16 protein-coding genes are annotated in these 17,155 nt (G+C 73.7%); 8 read left to right on the plus strand and 8 right to left on the minus strand.

The window, feature by feature from the left end; genetic code table 11:
• Nucleotides 1-35 precede the first annotated feature (35 nt).
• Genes FB455_RS22525 through FB455_RS22545 form a run of 5 tightly spaced genes read right to left on the minus strand, consistent with a single transcriptional unit; the run spans nt 36 to nt 7,164 of the window.
• Complete coding sequence (locus FB455_RS22525; protein ID WP_030272338.1) at nt 36-2,852, minus strand: DUF5682 family protein; 2,817 nt, start codon at nt 2,850-2,852, stop codon at nt 36-38.
• A complete protein-coding gene (locus tag FB455_RS22530) occupies nt 2,849-3,961 on the minus strand; it encodes an ATP-binding protein (protein ID WP_013286262.1) in 1,113 nt (370 codons plus the stop codon). The genes FB455_RS22525 and FB455_RS22530 overlap by 4 nt, the downstream gene beginning before the upstream one ends.
• Before the next feature lie 13 nt (nt 3,962-3,974).
• Nucleotides 3,975-5,300 carry a vWA domain-containing protein gene (locus tag FB455_RS22535; protein WP_030272336.1) on the minus strand — a complete coding sequence of 442 codons (1,326 nt, stop codon included), beginning with the start codon at nt 5,298-5,300 and terminating at the stop codon, nt 3,975-3,977.
• The gene (locus FB455_RS22540) at nt 5,297-6,694 is read right to left on the minus strand and encodes a hypothetical protein (protein WP_036311052.1); all 1,398 of its coding nucleotides are present in this window, start codon (nt 6,692-6,694) and stop codon (nt 5,297-5,299) included. The genes FB455_RS22535 and FB455_RS22540 overlap by 4 nt, the downstream gene beginning before the upstream one ends.
• Nucleotides 6,694-7,164 carry a hypothetical protein gene (locus tag FB455_RS22545; RefSeq protein WP_198039669.1) on the minus strand — a complete coding sequence of 157 codons (471 nt, stop codon included), beginning with the start codon at nt 7,162-7,164 and terminating at the stop codon, nt 6,694-6,696. The genes FB455_RS22540 and FB455_RS22545 overlap by 1 nt, the downstream gene beginning before the upstream one ends.
• A 267-nt stretch (nt 7,165-7,431) precedes the next feature.
• Here FB455_RS22545 and FB455_RS22550 point away from each other — a divergent pair, with 267 nt between their 5' ends.
• From FB455_RS22550 to FB455_RS22570, 5 genes are read left to right on the plus strand one after another with little or no spacing between them, the layout of a single operon-like run.
• Nucleotides 7,432-8,550 carry an FUSC family protein gene (locus tag FB455_RS22550; RefSeq protein ID WP_236619295.1) on the plus strand — a complete coding sequence of 373 codons (1,119 nt, stop codon included), beginning with the start codon at nt 7,432-7,434 and terminating at the stop codon, nt 8,548-8,550.
• Nucleotides 8,551-8,559: 9 nt separating this feature from the next.
• On the plus strand, nt 8,560-9,669 hold the full coding sequence (locus FB455_RS22555) for a M24 family metallopeptidase (RefSeq protein ID WP_030272330.1): 1,110 nt from the start codon (nt 8,560-8,562) through the stop codon (nt 9,667-9,669).
• The gene (locus FB455_RS22560) at nt 9,666-10,808 is read left to right on the plus strand and encodes an acyl-CoA dehydrogenase family protein (protein ID WP_145754937.1); all 1,143 of its coding nucleotides are present in this window, start codon (nt 9,666-9,668) and stop codon (nt 10,806-10,808) included. The genes FB455_RS22555 and FB455_RS22560 overlap by 4 nt, the downstream gene beginning before the upstream one ends.
• 9 nt (nt 10,809-10,817) lie before the next feature.
• Entirely contained in the window at nt 10,818-11,033 is a 216-nt protein-coding gene (locus FB455_RS22565) for a DUF433 domain-containing protein (RefSeq protein ID WP_013286269.1), read from the plus strand.
• Nucleotides 11,034-11,092: 59 nt separating this feature from the next.
• Nucleotides 11,093-11,596 (plus strand): Lrp/AsnC family transcriptional regulator, encoded by a 504-nt coding sequence (locus FB455_RS22570; RefSeq protein ID WP_013286270.1) that lies wholly within the window; start codon nt 11,093-11,095, stop codon nt 11,594-11,596.
• On the opposite strand, the gene FB455_RS22575 is transcribed toward FB455_RS22570, so the two are convergent.
• Complete coding sequence (locus FB455_RS22575; protein ID WP_013286271.1) at nt 11,529-12,140, minus strand: histidine phosphatase family protein; 612 nt, start codon at nt 12,138-12,140, stop codon at nt 11,529-11,531. The two genes, FB455_RS22570 and FB455_RS22575, sit on opposite strands and share 68 nt — an antisense overlap.
• A 55-nt stretch (nt 12,141-12,195) precedes the next feature.
• Nucleotides 12,196-13,164 carry a DMT family transporter gene (locus FB455_RS22580; RefSeq protein ID WP_084588824.1) on the minus strand — a complete coding sequence of 323 codons (969 nt, stop codon included), beginning with the start codon at nt 13,162-13,164 and terminating at the stop codon, nt 12,196-12,198.
• Between the two features lie 73 nt (nt 13,165-13,237).
• Here FB455_RS22580 and FB455_RS22585 point away from each other — a divergent pair, with 73 nt between their 5' ends.
• Together FB455_RS22585 and FB455_RS22590 are read left to right on the plus strand one after the other, a co-directional pair.
• A complete protein-coding gene (locus FB455_RS22585) occupies nt 13,238-14,155 on the plus strand; it encodes a LysR substrate-binding domain-containing protein (protein WP_145754938.1) in 918 nt (305 codons plus the stop codon).
• Nucleotides 14,156-14,278: 123 nt separating this feature from the next.
• A complete protein-coding gene (locus tag FB455_RS22590) occupies nt 14,279-14,473 on the plus strand; it encodes a CsbD family protein (protein WP_013286274.1) in 195 nt (64 codons plus the stop codon).
• 66 nt (nt 14,474-14,539) lie between these two features.
• Here FB455_RS22590 and FB455_RS22595 read toward each other — a convergent pair whose 3' ends face one another.
• Nucleotides 14,540-15,946 (minus strand): KamA family radical SAM protein, encoded by a 1,407-nt coding sequence (locus tag FB455_RS22595; RefSeq protein ID WP_013286275.1) that lies wholly within the window; start codon nt 15,944-15,946, stop codon nt 14,540-14,542.
• Between the two features lie 143 nt (nt 15,947-16,089).
• On the opposite strand from FB455_RS22595, the gene kdd reads away from it, so the two are divergent.
• Complete coding sequence (gene kdd, locus FB455_RS22600) at nt 16,090-17,151, plus strand: L-erythro-3,5-diaminohexanoate dehydrogenase (protein WP_036311047.1); 1,062 nt, start codon at nt 16,090-16,092, stop codon at nt 17,149-17,151.
• The last annotated feature ends 4 nt before the right edge of the window (nt 17,152-17,155 follow it).

Below are 17,155 nucleotides of genomic sequence, written 5' to 3' on the forward strand. Positions count from 1 at the left end.
ATGGTCGCCTGCCCTCGCAAACCCGCCGACGTCGATCAGTCCGCCAGCAGCGTCGCCACCGCATGAGCCGTCGCCGGATGTGCGGCGAGCAGCACCGACGCCCCGTCACCCGGCGGCGTGCCGCCCTCGGCGAGCGGCTGCCAGCCGCCGGAGCAGCCGAGCAGCGCCGCCACCGCGTCGACCGCCTCCGGGTGGGCGACCAGCAGACCGTGCACCGGACCGGTTCCCGGTGACGGCGCGGGCGCGGTGGACGGGGTGGGCGTGGCCGCCCACGGCGGTGTCCAGGCGTCCAGCGCGGGCAGCGTGGCGGGGAACGTGCGTTCCGCCTCGCGGACCAGCAGCGGCACCAGCTCCGGGCCGTGCTCGCGCAGTGTGGTGATCAGCGTCGGCAGCCAGGGCAGCAGCACCGGGTCGGGCAGCCCGGCGAAGGCGGACGACATGGTCTCCACCACGAACGGCGCGAGCCCCGGCACCGGTTCGAGCGCGTGCACGAAGCCGGACAGGTACTGCGGGAACGCGGGCACCACGAGCGGATTGGCGAGCAGCTCGGCGCACTGTTCGCGGAGTCGTGCCAGCGGCAGCAGGCCGAGCTGGTGGCGGGCGGCCCAGAGCAGCGCGAGCTTGGCCGGGGCCTCCGGGTGGGCCTGCGCGACGGCCAGTTCGAGCTGGGAGCGGTCGCACCCGAGCGACAACGCGAGGCTCTCCATGCTGAACAGGAAGCCGAGCATCGCGCCGACCTGCCGTACGCCGGTGGACTCGTCCACGAACGCGGTGGGCAGCAGCGTGCAGTAGTGGGCGTATCCGGTGGTGACGAACGTCCGGCACCACGCGGGCAGCGCCGGTGTGGTGGTGCGGTGGTGGGCGAGCAGCCGCCGGATGCGGCGCAGCACCTCCGGCGCGTCGTCCACCGTGCGTTCGGCGGCGAGCAGCTCCACCGCCCGCGCGCCGAGTTCGTCGACCAGGCGAGGGCTGTCCAGCAGCCGGATGGCGTCCTCGACGGCGGCGAGCGCGCGGGCGGCTGTCGCGTCGGGGCCGCGTACCGCCCGGCGCAGCCGCTGCTCCAGCACCTGTTCGACGGTGACGCCCTCGTAGCCCAGCTCGATCAGGGCGCGCTGGTTGCGGCCGAGCGCGAGGTCCCAGCTCTCCTGTTCGGAGCGGTGGCCGAGGCGGCGCTCGCCCATGATCGGGCGGACCGCGTCGGCGGGCAGCAGGTGCCGCAGCATCCACAGCAGGTCGGAGCAGGGTGCCAGCGCCGGGTCGGCGCGCAGGTCGAGCAGCGCCCGCTGCACGGTGCGCCGTTCCAGGTCGAGGCCGAGGGGGCGCAGCCGGTCCAGGACGTCGCGGGCCAGCGGCGGCAGGGAGTCGTACCCGACCTGGCCGACACGGTCGCCGCCGAGGAGGATCTCGCAGAGCCGGCGGACGTCGCGGCGGCCGGGCACCACGTCCTTCTCGATGCAGGTCACGGCGGCGTCGGCGAAGTCGTACGGCGTGGGCCGCGCGCGGTTGCGCATGGTGGCGAGCAGGATCGACGTCTCGAACACGGCGATCGCGTCGGCGGTGCTGGCGAGGTAGCCGTTGCGGCGGGCGAGCCGGACGATGTCGACGCACCAGCCGCGCAGTTCGGCCTCGTCCAGCTCGTCGAGGACGGGCGGGGCGGCGAGGAATCCGCTGAGCCGGTCCGTGGCCGGGCCGGTTGTGGCCGGCGCGGCGGCGCGGGCCCGGCGGCCCTTCTTCCCGGTACGCTGCCCGGCCAGCCGGTACGGCGTGAGCCGGGTGCGGGCGACAGCGGCCGTCCAGTTCGCGGCGGCGATGGACACGGTGCCCGGGGCCAGCCCGAACTGCGCCTCGATGGCCGAGTGGCTGGACGGGATGAGGCCGTAACGCCAGCGGGTGCCGGTGCGCGGGCTGATCGGGAAGTCCGGTGCGGTCGAGTCGAGGCCGAACTGTTCGACCCGGCTGGCGGCGTGGAAGGCGCCGCAGACGTAGAGGCAGTCGGCCGGGTCGGCGCCGCTTTCGGCGAGGTGCTGTCGCATCCGGGTCCACATGTGGCGTTCGCGGTCCTCGTCGCGGTCGTCGCGGGCGGACCGGGACGGGCGCAGCCGCCGGAACAGGCTGCCGATCAGCACCATGACCTGGCGGTACGTGTCGTGGTCGGCGTCGGCGAGCGGCCGTTCGACGTACTGGTCCCACCATTCCGACCAGTGCCGCACCTTGCCGTGGTGCAGCAGGTGGGCCTCCAGTTCGGCGAACCGGGGGCGCAGGTCGCCGATCTCCACGCCGACCGCGTCGCCGTGCAGTGCCGTGTCGTCGTCGGCGGACGCGGAGGCGGAGGCGGAGTCCGGCCCCGGCGCGGGCCCGGTGTCGTCGCGGGGGGTCCACTGGAAGACGTGGTCGGTGGACCGGTCCACGAGCACCAGCTCCACGCCGGGAGTGTCCAGCGCGTACGCGACGGCCTGGTATTCGGCGGACGCCTCGGTGATCGGGGCGACCACGCTCAGCGGGCTCCACTCGGCGGGGAAGCCGTCTAGTTCGGTGGCGAACGCCTGCACCGCCACCGGCAGTCGGCAGTTGCGCAGCTCGTCGAGCAGGGGGCGCAGGTCCTCGCAGAGCTCCAGGTAGATCACCTTGGGCGGGCGGGCACGCAGGCGGCGTGCCATGGCCAGCGCCGAGGCGGGGGAGTGGTGGCAGACCGGGAAGATCTCCAGCCGTTCGCGCAGCGCCCTGTCGACGTCGTCGACCATGCCGGTGAGGATGCCGGCGAGCGCGTCCGGGGAGCCGGCGAACGCGGCGGCGGCGTCGGTGAGCTGGTCGCGCAGCGGACCGAACAGGCCGGTCGGTGCGGGCGCGGTCATGACAGCGACGCGATCGCCTGGCGGCCGCCGTCGAGGAAGCCCTCCCAGTCGCCGCCGTCGGCCTTGGCGCGGGGCTCGACCACGCCGTGCAGGTACTTGTTGAGGATGGCCAGGTCCTCCGGGGCGCGGCGGGCCAGCGAGCCCATCAGTGAGCCGGCGAGCGTCTGCGCGCGCAGGGTGCGGTCGCCGAAGAACTGGCTGTGCAGGATCGCGTCCTCCAGCACGCCGATCTGCTCGGCGGTGGACAGCGCCGACTCCAGCTTCTCGTCGTCGCTGGTGGCGGCGGACGCGGCGGCGCGCAGGTCGGCGAAGCTCTGCAGCAGGATGTCGAGCAGGGTGGGCGGGACGTCCAGTTCGATGCGGTGCCGGCGCAGCAGCTCCTCGGTGCGGAAGCGGACGATCTCGGCCTCGCTGCGCTTGTTGGTGACCACCGGGATGCGGATGAAGTTGAACCGCCGCTTGAGTGCGGAGGACAGGTCGTTGACGCCCCGGTCGCGGCTGTTGGCGGTGGCGATGACGGAGAAGCCGGGCTTGGCGAAGACGATGTTGTCGTGGTCCAGTTCCGGGATCGAGACGTACTTCTCGGACAGGATCGAGATCAGCGCGTCCTGGACGTCGCTGGTGGAGCGGGTCAGCTCCTCGAACCGGCCGATCACGCCCTGCTCCATGGCGGTCATGATCGGCGAGGGGATCATCGACTCGCGCGACTGGCCCCGGGCGATGACCATGGAGACGTTCCACGAGTACTTGATGTGGTCCTCGGTGGTGCCGGCGGTGCCCTGCACGACGAGCGTGGAGTTGCGGCAGACAGCGGCGGCGAGCAGCTCGGCGAGCCAGCTCTTGCCGGTGCCCGGGTCGCCGATGAGCAGCAGGCCGCGGTCGGAGGCGAGCGTGACGATGCTGCGTTCGACGAAGCTGCGGTCGCCGAACCACTTCTGCGGGATCGCCCGGTCGAGGCCGTCGGCGCGTTCGGAGCCGAGCACGAACAGCCGGACCATGCGGGGGCTCAGCCGCCAGGAGAACGGCTTCGGCCCGGTGTCGACGGATTCGAGGTAGGCCAGCTCGTCGGCGTACTTGACCTCGGCGGGGGCGCGGAGCATGTCGGACATCAGGGATGCTCTCCTAGGTGAGGAAGTTCTTCAGCTCGGCGACGAGCTTGCGGATGTGGCCGGAGATGACGGGGGTGCCGAGGTCCTTGAGGCGCTGCCGGAACCAGGGGTTGACGCTCTGGTTGCCGGAGCTGTTGACCGAGCCGACCGGGATGAACTTCACGCCGGATCGGTGCACGGCCTCGATGCCGTCGAACAGCGGCTGGGACCTGTCGAACTCGTAGAAGTCGGAGATCCAGACCATGACCGTGTTCCGCGGCTCGACGATCTTGGGGCGGGCCAGGGCCATGGCGACCGGGCCGTCGTTGCCGCCGCCGAGCTTGGTGCGCAGCAGCACCTCGAACGGGTCGTGCACCCACGGGGTGAGGTCCAGCGCCCGGGTGTCGTACGCGATCAGGTGCACGTCGACCTTGGGCAGGCCGGCGAAGATCGAGGCGAGGATGGTGCAGTTGACCATCGAGTCGACCATCGAGCCGGACTGGTCGACCACCACGATCAGCCGCGACGGGGTGGTCCGCCGGGCGGTCTGCCGGTAGTAGAGCCGGTCGACGTAGAGGCGCTCGTCGTCCGGGCTCCAGTTGGTCAGGTTCTGCCAGATGGTGCGGTCCAGGTCGAGGTTGCGGAAGACCCGCTTGGGCGGCACGGACCGGTCGACGGCCCCGACGGTGGCCTGCGCGACCTGGGTACGCAGCACCTCGGCGACCTGGTCGACGTAGCGGCGGATCAGTGACTTGGCGTTCGCGAGCGCCACCCCGGACAGGTTGGACTTGTCCCGCAGGAGCTGCTCGATCAGGGACATGCTCGGGGTCAGCCGGGCGGCGAGCGCCGGGTCGGCGAGCACTTCGCGCAGCCGCATCCGGGCCACCAGGTCACCCTCCAGCCCGGCGAGCGTGGCACCCAGGCCGGTGCCCTCGCGGCGCAGCTCACCGGGCTGCGCGCCGCACGCCTGCTCGAACCAGCCTGCGTCGGCCTGCCAGCGGGCGAGCTGCCCGGCGCTGACCTCGCCGCCGCCGGTGGCGAACACGTTGAGCAGCAGCTTGGACGCCAGCGCGGCGCGGCGTACCTCGGTCTCGGCCGGCTGGAACGGCCCGGCGGCGGCTGTGGTGTCGTCGCCGGGGGTGAGCAGGCCGCGCAGCTCGCCGGCGAGGGCGGGGAAGCGCTGCACGACGGTGTCGACGGAGACGGCCGGGTCCAGCAGGGCGGCCGGCAGGCCGAGGTCGTCGACGACGGCGACGCTCGCCGACTCCAGGCCGGGCTGCTCGTCGGGGTGGAACAGGCGGGCGAGCAGCCGCCAGTAGAGCACCTGGCGGCGGTTGGCGTGGGTGCGGTCCTCGTTCATCGGCGCAGCAACCGTCCCGCGCGTTCGCGCAGCACCGCCACGGCGTCGCCCGCCTTGGCCTCGGCCTTGGCCGTCTTCGGGTCGGTGACGCCGCACGCCCAGTCGCCGTTGTGCGCCTCGACCGTCTGCCGCTTGACGGTGGCTCGGACGGCGAGGGGTTGCAGCAGCCAGCGGTCGTCGTCCCAGCGGAGCAGGCCGAGGCAGGCGGTGGAGGCGGCGACGAGCGCGGGGGTGAGCGGACCGGCGGCGGGCAGCCGGTCGGTGGCCAGGTGCAGGGACCGGCCGTCGAGGTCGAGCGCCGGGACGCCGTCGTCGTCGCGGACGGTGTAGCCCTCGACCAGTACCGGTTCGGCGATCGCGGCGGGGTGGCGCAGCAGCGGTGGGGTCGCCGCCGCCGTGGCGCCGGCCAGCAGCACCCGGGCCGTGGCGAACGGGTCGGCCGGCTCGCCGAGGGCGGCCCGCTCCTCGGCCCAGCGCAGGTCCGCGCCGTGGGCGGTCAGATCGGTGACGGTGATCGCCCGCCGCTGGGCCAGGGCGTTGAGCAGGACCGGGTACGCCTCCAGCAGCCGCCAGCCGGCCGGGCCGACGATGGTGGCGACCTTCGCCGCGACCACTGTGACCCGGACGAGCCGGGGCGCGCCGCCCCCGGCCGGTTCGAGCAGTGCGTGCACCTGCGCCTGGAACGCGGTGTCGTGCTCGTGCAGGTCGACGCCGAGGGGCAGCAGCCGGCCGGACACCGGCTCGCCGGGCGCGGTCTCGCCGTGCGCGCCGAGGGTGAGCAGGACGGCGCGGGTCCACAGGTCGGCCCACCGGCGGGCGGGCACCTGTGGCAGCGACGCCACCGGCAGGGCGGCGCGCAGTTCGGCGGCGAGGCCGTCGAGGAGCACCGCGATGCGGCGTGACGCCGGGTCGGCGAGTGCGGCCTCGACCGGCGCGGCGGCGGCGGAGAGCAGTTCGTGGTCGGTGCCGCGCCAGCCGGCGAGCGCCAGTTCGTGCAGCCAGGCCCGCGCGCCGGCCAGGGTGGGCGGGGAGACGGCGGTGCCGTCCGGTGCGGCGGTCCACGCCTCGCGGGGCCGGCCGAGCGCGGTGTCGAGGCGGTCGAGCAGGGCGTCGTGTGCCGCGCCGAGCAGCGCGGCACGGGCCCCGGCGAGGGCGGCCAGGTGGTCCTCGGCGAGCGCGCCGGTGCGCACCGCGCCGGCCGCCGCGTCCGCCCGTTCGGCCAGCGGCGTGCCGCCGACCGCGGCGGCCAGCGCGGCCCAGGCGGCGGCGCCGGGCTCGTCGGCGCGGGCCAGCCCGGCGGTGAGCGTGTCGTCGGCGCGGTCAATGACGGCGAGCGTCTCGGCCAGCCCGGGGATCGTCCCGTCGTGGAGCCGGGTCAGGTGCGCGGCGAGCATCAGCGCACCCCCGCCGTGGCCGGGAACCAGTGCAGCTCCGGCACCGCCGTGGTGGCGGCCGGGACCTCGAGGTAGGCCAGGTGGCGCAGGAAGCGGCTGAACACCACGGCGGCCGGGCCCGGCTCGTGCCGCGCGTCGGTGCGGGCCAGCAGGGCGGTGCCGCTGTCGACGCCGTCGCCCACATCCACCCGCAGGTAGCGGGCGACCTGTGTGACGCCGTACTGCAGCACCGCCTCGTCGGCCAGCGCGTGCAGGTGCTTGCAGAGCATGGTGCCGCGCAGCCCGCCGCAGGGCCGGTTGTTGTTGGTGCTGCAGTTGACCGCGTGCGTGCCGGCGGTCACCGAGGAGACGTAGACGCGTTCCACGTCGGAGCCGCTGGACACCACCCCCTGCAACCGCCCGTCGGCCAGTTCCACGAAGGGCACCTTGGCGAGCTTGCGGGCCCGCGCGGGCGGCGCCACCCGCAGCACGCTGCGCCGTCGCCACGAGGCGTCGTTCGCCTCCGTCATCTTCCCGACCTCCCCGCCGGCCGGCCGCCGCCGGGCACGCCGGGACGCCGTCGCCGGCCGTGATCCGTGCCGCTGTGACGACAAGGATCATGGACCACGGGTACGACAGGAGCGCCGTCGCGGGCGGCGCCGGGAATACCGTGCGGCCCGGCGGGTAGAGGAGGGCGTGATCGAGCCCGAGCCGTCGTGCCCGCGATGCCCGGGCGGGCGGCCGGTGCCGTGACCCCCGTGGCTCCGGCGGCGCGCCGGGAGGTCCGGGAGGCGTACGAGCGGCTGCGCCGGTACTTCATCGTGGCCCTCCAGGCCGGTCTGGCCGCCGGTCTGGCCTGGTACGTGGCCAGCACGCTGCTCAAGAATCCGCAGCCGCTGTTCGCGCCGGCGGCGGCGGTGGGCACCATCGCGGCGGCGATCGGCAACCGGATCCGGCGGACGGCCGAACTGCTCGGCGGCGTGATCCTCGGAGTGCTGGTCGGCGACCTGCTCATCAAGCTGATCGGGGCCGGTCCGGTGCAGACCGGCCTGGTGGTAGCGCTCGCCATCTCGCTGGCGGTGGTGATCCGGGGCAGCGGCGCCGTGATGGTGCAGGCCGGCAGCACCGCGGTCCTGCTGGGCACCGTGGAGCCCAACGCGCCCGACCTGGCGGTGCCGCGTACGGCGAACGCGCTGGTGGGCGGCGGGGTGGCGGTGGTGGTGGCGCTGCTGTTGTTGCCGCTGAATCCGGTCCGGGTGGTGCACCGCGCCGCGGGGCCCACGCTGGACCTGTTCGCCAACGAGCTGACGGCGGCGGCGAAGGCGCTCGCCGCCCGGGACGCCGGGGCGGCGGAGGCGTCGCTGGGCCGGCTGGAGGCGGCCGAGGTCGAGCGGAAGCAGACCACCGAGATCGTCGCGGCGGCCCGGGAGGTGACGTCGCTGTCGCCGTGGCGGTGGCGGCGCCGGGCCCAGTTGCGCCGCTACGAGAACGCCGCCGTCCACCTGGAGCTGGCGTACACGAACAGCCGCAACATGGTCCGCCGGGTGGTCGCGTTGCTGGAGGCCCGGGAGCCGGTTCCACCGGCCCTGCCGGCCGGGGTCGAGGCGTTCGGGCAGTCGCTGCGGCTGCTGCACCGTGACTTCCTGGCCGGGCGGCCGCCGGACATCGCCCGGGCGCGGGCACGGGAGGCCGCGCAGGATGCCGGCCGGGCGCGGGCGGCGGGGCTGGGCTTCTCCGGCACGATCGTGGCCTCGCAGCTGCTCATCGTGGTCGGCGAGTTGCTCCAGGCGTCCGGCATGACCAAGATCGAGGCGGACCGGACGGCCGGTGTCTGCGAGCATCGCCCGGACTCCCGCCCGGACCCAAACGACCGTTAAGCTTCGGGGGTGGGAATCGAGGAACTGTACCCCGCCGGGCGTCTCGTCGCGGCCCAGCGCGCCGCCGCCGCTGCGGGCCTGGACGCGCTGCTGCTCACCCCGGGTTCCGACCTGCGCTACCTGACCGGCTACGACGCCCGGGAGGGGGAGCGGCTGACCTGCCTGGTGCTGCCCGCCGAGGGTGAGCCGACGCTGATCGTGCCGGTGCTGGAGCGGCCGGACGCCGAGGCCGCGCCCGGCACCGGGTACCGGATCGTCGACCACGCCGACGGCACCGACCCGTGGCCGCTGGTTCGCGCGGCGCTGCCCGGCCCGGTCCGCGCCGTCGGGCTGGCCGACCGGATGTGGGCGCAGCAGGTCCTCGCGCTGCGCGACGCGCTGCCCGGCGCGGCCCAGCGACTCGCGTCCGACGTGCTGCGGGAGATGCGGATCCGCAAGTCGCCGGCCGAGGTGGCGGCGCTGGCCGAGGCGGGCGCCGCGATCGACGCGGTGCACCTGCGGATGGGGGAGTGGCTGCGCCCCGGCCGCACCGAGCGGGAGGTCGCCGCCGACCTCGCCGCCGCGATCCGGGCGGCCGGGCACGCCGCCGTCGACTTCGTCATCGTGGCCGCCGGCCCGAACGGCGCGAGCCCGCACCACGGCACCTCGGACCGCCCGATCGGCGTGGGCGAGCCGGTCGTGGTCGACATCGGCGGCACCATGCCGTCGGGCTACCGCTCCGACTGCACCCGCACGTACGTCGCCGGCGGCCCCGCCCCGGCCGAGTTCGTGGACTACTACACGGTGCTGCGGGAGGCGCAGCGTGCCGCCGTGGCCGCCGTCGCGCCGGGCGTGACCGCCGAGGCCCTCGACGCGGTCGCCCGCGACGTCATCACCGCCGCCGGTTTCGGCGGCGCCTTCCTGCACCGCACCGGTCACGGCATCGGCCTCGACGGCCACGAGGAGCCGTACGTGGTGACCGGCAACCCCCGGCCCCTTCAGGCCGGCATGGCTTTCTCGGTCGAACCCGGGATCTACCTCGCCGGGCGGCACGGAGCCCGGATCGAGGACATCGTCGTCTGCACGACGGACGGCGGGCAACGGCTCAACACCACCCCCACGGAGCTCATCGCGCTATGAACGTCGACCGGATCCTGCCCACCGACGAGGCCCACGACCTGCTGGACCTCGCCACCGAACTCGCCGACCGGGAGCTGGCCCCGGCCGCCGCCGGTTTCGAGGCCCGCGCCGAGTTCCCCCGGGAGGTGCTGCGCACCCTGGGCCGGGCCGGCCTGCTCGGCCTGCCGTACGCCGAGGAGCACGGCGGCGCCGCCCAGCCGTACGAGGTGTACCTCCAGGTGCTGGAGATCCTCGCCAGCAGGTGGCTGGCAGTGGCCGAGGCGGTCAGCGTGCACACGCTGTCCTGCTACCCGCTGGCCCAGTTCGGCACCGACGAGCAGCGCAAACTGCTGCCGGACATGATCGGCGGGGAGCTGCTCGGCGCGTACTGCCTCTCCGAGCCGCAGGGTGGTTCGGACGCGGCGGCGCTGACCACGCGGGCGGTGCGCGACGGCGACGCGTACGTGGTGACCGGCACCAAGGCGTGGATCACGCACGCCCGGGTGGCCGACTTCTACAACATCTTCTGCCGCACCGGCGGTCCGGGCCCGAAGGGCATCTCCTGCCTGCTCGCGGACCGGTCCACGGCGGGCATCCACCCGCAGGCCGCCGAGCGCACGATGGGTCTGCACGCCTCGCCGATCGCGCAGATCGCCTTCGACGACGCGCGGGTGCCGGCGGAGCGGCTGATCGGCGGCGAGGGCGCCGGGTTCACCATCGCGATGTCCGCGCTGGACTCCGGTCGCCTGGGCATCGCCGCATGCGCGGTGGGCCTGGCCCAGGGCGCGCTGGACTATGCGGTCGGCTACGCCCGGGAACGCCGCCAGTTCGGCCGCGCGATCATCGACTTCCAGGGGCTCGGGTTCAACCTGGCCGACGCCGCCACCCAGATCTCCGCCGCGCGGGCGCTCACGCTCGCCGCCGCGCGGCTGCGCGACGCCGGCCGCCCGTACTCGATCGAGGCGGCCAAGGCGAAGCTGTTCGCCACGGACGTGGCGATGCGGGTGACCATCGACGCGGTCCAGGTGCTCGGCGGCGCCGGTTACGTCGCCGACCACCCGGTCGAGCGGTACATGCGGGAGGCCAAGGTGCTCCAGATCGTCGAGGGCACCAACCAGATCCAGCGGCTGGTCATCTCCCGCGCGCTGGCGAAGGGCTAGCCTGTCGCGGTGACCTTCCCCCGGATCACCGTGGACCCCGACGTCATGGGGGGTGCGCCCTGCGTACGGCAGTCGCGCATCCCCGTGGCCACCCTGCTGGCCATGATGGCCGAGGGCATGTCCGTCACGGACATCCTCACCGACCTGCCGTTCCTGGACGAGGAGGACATGGCGGAGGTGCTGAACTACGCGGCGGACGCGGTGCGCGACCGGACGGCGCGCTGAGCGTCACCGCGGCGGGCCGGGTGCGGCGTGGGAGCGCTTTTCCGGCTAGGGTGCAGCGCGTGGAGGAGATCGACCGTGCCATCGTCGCCGCGCTGACCGGGGACGGTCGGCTGTCGTACACGGATCTGGCCGAGCGGGTGGGCCTGTCGGTGTCGGCCGTGCACCAGCGGGTCCGCCGGCTGGAGCAGCGTGGGGTGATCAAGGGGTACGCCGCCCGGGTGTCGTTCGAGGCGCTGGACCTGCCGCTGACCGCGTTCGTGGCGATCCGGCCGTTCGACCCGTCGCAGCCGGACGACGCGCCGGAGCGGCTGGCGCACCTGCCCGAGATCGACTCGTGTTACTCGGTGGCGGGGGAGGACTTCTATCTCCTGCTGGTGCGGGTGGCCGGTCCGGCCGACCTGGAACGGGTGCTACAGGAGATCCGTACCGCCGCGAACGTCACCACCCGCACGACAGTGGTGCTGTCCACGCCGTACGAGAACCGGCCGCCGAAGATCAATGGCGAGCTGACCGGTCGGGGACGTCCCCGACCGTCGGCGGAGCCGGCAGGTTCCACCGCCTGATCACCCGCCGGCCGTGCTCGTGACCGAGCACGCTGAGCGTGGCGGTGTCCAGCCGCAGCAGCGCACCGGCCGAGGGCGGCAGCCCGATCCAGCGCGCCCCCAGCACCCGCAGGCTGTGCCCGTGCCCGACGAGCGCGACGTCACCCTCCTCCAGCAGCGGCGCGGCCCGGTCCAGCACGCGGTCGAGGCGGGCGCCCACCTGCTCCGGTGACTCGCCGCCGGGGCCGCCGTCGGTCCAGATCGACCAGCCGGGCCGTTCCCGCTGGATGTCCGCGGTGGTGCGGCCCTCGTACTCGCCGTAGTTCCACTCGGCCAGGTCCGGCTCGATCGCGTCCACTGTGAGCCCGGCCAGGGCGGCCGTGCGGGTGGCGCGCTGCCGAGGGCTGGACAGCACCCGGGCGAGGTGCCGGCCGGCCAGCAGAGGAGCCAGCGCGCGTGCCTGCCGCTCGCCGTCGGGCGTCAGGTCCAGGTCGGTGTACGAGGTGTGCCGGTGGGCGGCGCTCCAGGTGGTCTCGCCGTGCCGGATCAGCAGGATCTCGTTCACCGGCCCAGTCAACCATGACGAGGCGGGTCGGGCCCGCCGACGGTTTGCGCCGGCGCTACCGGGCCGCCGGCGCGGGTTCGGTGTCGCGCGCCGGTCCCGCCCGGCCGGCCGCCTGTTCCCGGGGCCGTACGCGGCCGGGTCGCAGTTGCAGGACCGCGACGGAGGACAGCACCAGCGCGCCGCCGGCGAGCTGCGCGAGCGTCAGGGCCTCGCCGAGCGCGAGCGTGGCCAGCGCGGCGGTGACCACGGGTTCGAAGGTGGACAGGATGGCCGCGGTCGACGGCCCGGTCCGTCTCAGGCCGGCGAAGAAGGCCAGCATCGCCACGACCGTGGAGACCACGGCGATGGCGGCCAGCCAGAACCATCCCCGCCACCCGAAGCTCAGGTCGACGCCGCCGGTGACCAGGGCGCGAGCGCCGAGGGTGCCGGCGGCACCGGTCATCACCATTGCCGACAGCGTTACGGGTGCCAGCCGGTGCACGACGGTGTCGGAGACCAGGATGTAGACCGTGTAGGTGACGGCGGCGGCGAAGGCCAGCAGCGCCCCGAGCGGGTGGAAGCCCGCGCCACCGGCGCCGAGCAGGACCAGCAGCGTTCCGCCCGAGGCGGCCACCAGGGCCGCGCCGCGTCCCAGGGTGAGCCGGTCCCGGCCGAGCAGGACCGCGGCCGCTGTCACCATGACCGGGTACGTGTAGAGGATCAGCGCCAGCAGTGACGCGTCCATCAGCTCGAGCGCGGAGAAGAACAGGCTCGCCTGCGTGGCGTACCCGATCGCGCCCAGCCCCAGGGCGACGGCCACCACCCGCCCACGCCTCGTCGCCGGCCGCCCACCGCCGGCGTCGCCCGGCGCCGCGCGGCGCAGGCCCGGCCGGGTGAGCAGGACGAGCCAGAGCAGTGCGGCGGCCAGCCCGAAACGCACCAGCAGCAGAGACGTCGGGGGGACACCGGCGTCGTACGCGAGCTTGCCGAAGACGGCCATCGCGCCGAAACAGGCGGCTGACAGGAGACACAGTGCGGCACCCACGCGCCAAGGATCACCGGCACCGACTGCCCAGGTCCAGCGATGAATTCCGCAGGTGAATCATTAGGATTTCCGCATGATCGAGCTGGACCTGCGGCGGTTGCGCTTCCTGCGGGAGTTCGAGGAACGCGGCACGATGGCCGCTGTCGCCGCGGCTCTGGGCTACAGCCCGTCGACTGTCTCGCAGCAGCTGGCCCTGCTGGAGAAGGAGGCAGGTGTCCGGCTGCTAAGCAGGGCCGGCCGCGGCGTACGGCTCACCGAGGCCGGGCACGTGCTCGCTCGGCACGCCCGGGTGCTGCTGTCGGCGGCCGAGGCGGCGGAGGCCGACCTGGCCGCCCTCGACTGTGACGTCCGGGGGAGCGTCCGGGCGGGCGGCCTGCAGTCGGCGGCGCGCCGCCTGCTCGTGCCGGCCGTGGCCCGGATGAGAGCCGAGCACCCTCGGGTCCGGGTGGAGATCTTCGAGCTGGAACTCGAACAGTCCCTGCCGGGCCTGCGCCTGGGCACCGTCGACCTGGTCATCGGCGACGAGTACGACAGCCAGCCCCGCCCCCGCCCGGCGGGGCTCCGTTTCACGCTCCTGCTCGAGGAGCCCCTGCGTCTCGTGCTTCCCGCTGCGCACCCGCTCGCCGGGCCCGGGGGACACGTCGCGGTCACCGACCTGCGGTCCGAGGTGTGGACCGCCTCCGCCGAGGGCACCGGGCACCACGCCATGGTGGTGGGGACGTGCCGTCGTCTCGGCGGCTACGAACCGGACCTGCGGCACCGTTCCAGCGACGCGGACGTCCAGCTGGAACTGGTCCGGGCCGGGGCGGCGGTCGCTCTGATGCCGGCCCTGACCCTGCCCGACGCCGACCCGGCGCTGGCGGTCCGGGGTATCGCCGAGACCGTTCTCCGGCGCCGCCTGGTCGCAGTCACCCGGGACACGCCGCCCGGGCCCGCCCTCACCGCGTTCCTGTCCGCCGTCACGGAGCGGGTCCGCGACCTCGGCCGGTAGGCGCACACCTTCAACCTATTATCCTAGGACGCCCTACGCGATGTGCGCCGGTCAACGGCGTTTGCACCGACACTCACCGGGGACGCGACAAGGGCAAGGCGTAGCCGGACGAGGGAGGGCGACATGAGCTTCACCGACAAGGCGAAGAACAAGGCCCAGGAGATGAGCGGCATGGCCAAGGAGCGGATCGGCGACGTGACCGACAACGAGCGGTTGCGGGCCGAGGGCGCCTCCGAGCAGAGCACGGCGCGTGCCAAGCAGGCCGGGGAGCACGCCAAGCAGGCGGGCCGCGACGTCAAGGACGCCTTCAACAAGTGAGTACGCGAACGGCGGGCCACCTCATCGCAGAGGTGGCCCGCCGTCGTACGCCCTGAGGGCCGGGGGTCAGTCGTCGCGGTGCGCGAGCCACCAGGCCTGGCCGGCCTCGGGCAGCGTGTCGATCGGGTCGTAGTAGGCGTAGCGCTTGTTCAGCGCCTCCAGGTCGGCCGACTCGATCGAGGTGCGGTAGTTCTTGGTCCAGTACGAGATGCCGCGCTCACGGTCGTAGTCGGTGAGCATGTGCACCCAGCGCTTGCCGACGAACGGCACGTCGCAGACGATCCGCGGGGTGGCGTAGCCGGGCAGGTAGCCCATGATGTCGTGCTGGAGCTGCTGGGCGTGCCAGACCGGGACGCGCCAGTGCTCGGCGTTGGGGATCATGTCGCACATGTAGAAGTAGTACGGCAGGATGCCCGCCTCGCCCTGGAGCGCGAAGCAGAGGTCGAGCAGGTCGGCGCTGGTGGCGTTGACGCCGCGCATGAGCACGCCCTGGTTGCGCACGTCGCGTACGCCGACGTCGAGCGCGGTCTGTGCGGCCTTGGCGACCAGCGGGGTCAGCGACTGGGCGTGGTTGACGTGGGTGTGGATGGCCAGGTTGACGCCGCGGCGGGCGGCGGTGCGGGCCACTCGTTCGAGGCCCTCGACCACGTCGGGCTGGAGCCAGTGCTGGGGCAGGCCCATGAGCGCCTTGGTGGCGAGCCGGATGTCACGGATCGTCTCGATCTCCAGCAGGCGCATCAGGTACGACTCGAGGTTGCGCCACGGCACGTTGGCGACGTCACCGCCGGAGACGACCACGTCGCGTACGCCCGGGTGGGCCTTGAGGTAGGTGATGTGGGCGTCGTAGCGGTCGACCGGCTTGAGGGTGAGCTTGAGCTTGTCGACGGCGGGGGTGGAGTTGCCGACGAGGTCCATGCGGGTGCAGTGGCCGCAGTACTGCGGGCAGGTGGAGAGCAGCTCGGCGAGGACCTTGGTGGGGTAGCGGTGGGTGAGGCCCTCGGCGACCCACATGTCGTGTTCGTGGAGGCTGTCGCGGCTGGCGTACGGGTGGGACGGCCAGTCGGTGCGCCGGTCGGAGGCGACCGGGATCATGTAGCGGCGGATCGGGTCGGCGAGCAGCGCCTCGGTGCTCATCGGTTGATGCGGCACCATGGTGTTGAGCATCTGCGGCGGCACCAGCATGGACATGGTGGCCAGCGCCTTCTGGTCGGCCTCCAGGTCGGCGTAGAAGGTCTCGTCGACGGTGTCGCCGAGGACGGCGCGCAGCTGCTTGATGTTCTTGACGCAGTTGACCCGTTGCCACTGGGCGCTCTCCCACTGGTCGCGGGTGATGTGGCGCCAGCCGGGGAAGCGGGTCCAGTCGGGTTCGACGAGGGGCGCGCGGCGGTATTCGTAGGGCTGTCCGGCGGTCGGAACGGCGACCGGCGCGGGGCGGGGCGTCGGGATGGTCTCCACCGGTTGGGTCTGGGTCACGGCCCCTCCTCGTCAGTGTGCGGGTTGATCAACGAATGCGTAGGCTACTGGAAAATCTGCGGTGAAGAAATTAGTCTGCCGGAAGTTTTCCCGCGACGCGAGCCCTGACCGGGGGTTCGGGCGGCTGGACATAGGGGGTCGGCGTGACGTCACCGGTGGGTCTGCACCGAGTCGTGGAACCGGCGGGGGTGCTTCCGCAGGCGGCCTGGCGGCTGGACCCCGACCCGCGGATCGCGGCGAACGAGGTGCGGATCCGGGTCGAGCGGCTGAACCTGGACGCGGCGAGTTTCCGGCAGCTGGCGGAGAAGCACGGCGGCGACGGGGAGAAGGTCCGCGCCGAGGTGCTGGAGATCGTGTCGGCCCGGGGGAAGATGCAGAACCCGGTGACCGGTTCCGGCGGCATGCTGATCGGCACGGTCGAGGAGGCGGGCCGCCGCTCGCCGCTGGGGCTGAAGCCGGGTGACCGGGTGGCGACGCTCGTGTCGCTGACGCTGACGCCGCTGACGATCACCGACGGGCTGGCCCGCTGGGACGGGCGCAGCGAGCAGGTGCCGTGCGACGGGTACGCGATTCTGTTCGCCCGGTCGATCGCGGCGGTGCTGCCGCCGGACCTGCACCCCGAGCTGTCGCTGGCGGTGCTGGACGTGTGCGGGGCGCCGGCGTTGACGGCGCGGGTGGTGGCCGAGCAGGTGGCGCGGCGCTCGCGTGAGGGTGATCCGCGTCCGGTGTCGGTGGCGGTGATCGGCGGGGCCGGTAAGAGCGGGTCGTTGTCGCTCGCGGCGGCGCGGCGGGCGGGCGCCGCCCGTACCGTCGGGGTGGTTCCGGTGGTCGCGGAGCGGGACGCGCTGACGGCGGCCGGGCTGGCCGACGTGGTGGCGCTGGCCGACGCGCGGGATCCGGTGGGGTTGTCGACGGCGGTGACGACGGCGCTGGGTGTGCCGGCGGACGTGACTGTGGTGTGCGTGGACGTGCCGGGGTGTGAGCACGGTGCGGTGCTGGCCACGGCGGACGGCGGTACGGTGATCTTCTTCTCGATGGCGACGAGCTTCGCGGCGGCGGCGCTGGGCGCGGAGGGCCTGGCGGCGGACGTGACGATGCTGGTGGGCAACGGGTACGTGCCCGGGCACGCGGCGCTGGCGCTGGATCTGTTGCGTGCCGAGCCGGGGGTGCGCGGTCTGTTCGAGGCTCGTCTGGCGGCAGACTGAGACC

It is taken from the genome of Micromonospora sp. CNZ296 (assembly GCF_007827635.1).

Excerpts from the sequence above, each read along its gene's own strand:
- FB455_RS22530 (WP_013286262.1), bottom strand. The coding sequence starts at position 3,961 with ATGTCCGACATGCTCCGCGCCCCCGCCGAGGTCAAGTACGCCGACGAG.
- FB455_RS22535 (WP_030272336.1), bottom strand. The coding sequence starts at position 5,300 with ATGAACGAGGACCGCACCCACGCCAACCGCCGCCAGGTGCTCTACTGG.
- FB455_RS22525 (WP_030272338.1), bottom strand. The coding sequence starts at position 2,852 with ATGACCGCGCCCGCACCGACCGGCCTGTTCGGTCCGCTGCGCGACCAG.
- FB455_RS22590 (WP_013286274.1), top strand. The coding sequence starts at position 14,279 with ATGAGCTTCACCGACAAGGCGAAGAACAAGGCCCAGGAGATGAGCGGC.
- FB455_RS22540 (WP_036311052.1), bottom strand. The coding sequence starts at position 6,694 with ATGCTCGCCGCGCACCTGACCCGGCTCCACGACGGGACGATCCCCGGG.
- FB455_RS22585 (WP_145754938.1), top strand. The coding sequence starts at position 13,238 with ATGATCGAGCTGGACCTGCGGCGGTTGCGCTTCCTGCGGGAGTTCGAG.
- FB455_RS22560 (WP_145754937.1), top strand. The coding sequence starts at position 9,666 with ATGAACGTCGACCGGATCCTGCCCACCGACGAGGCCCACGACCTGCTG.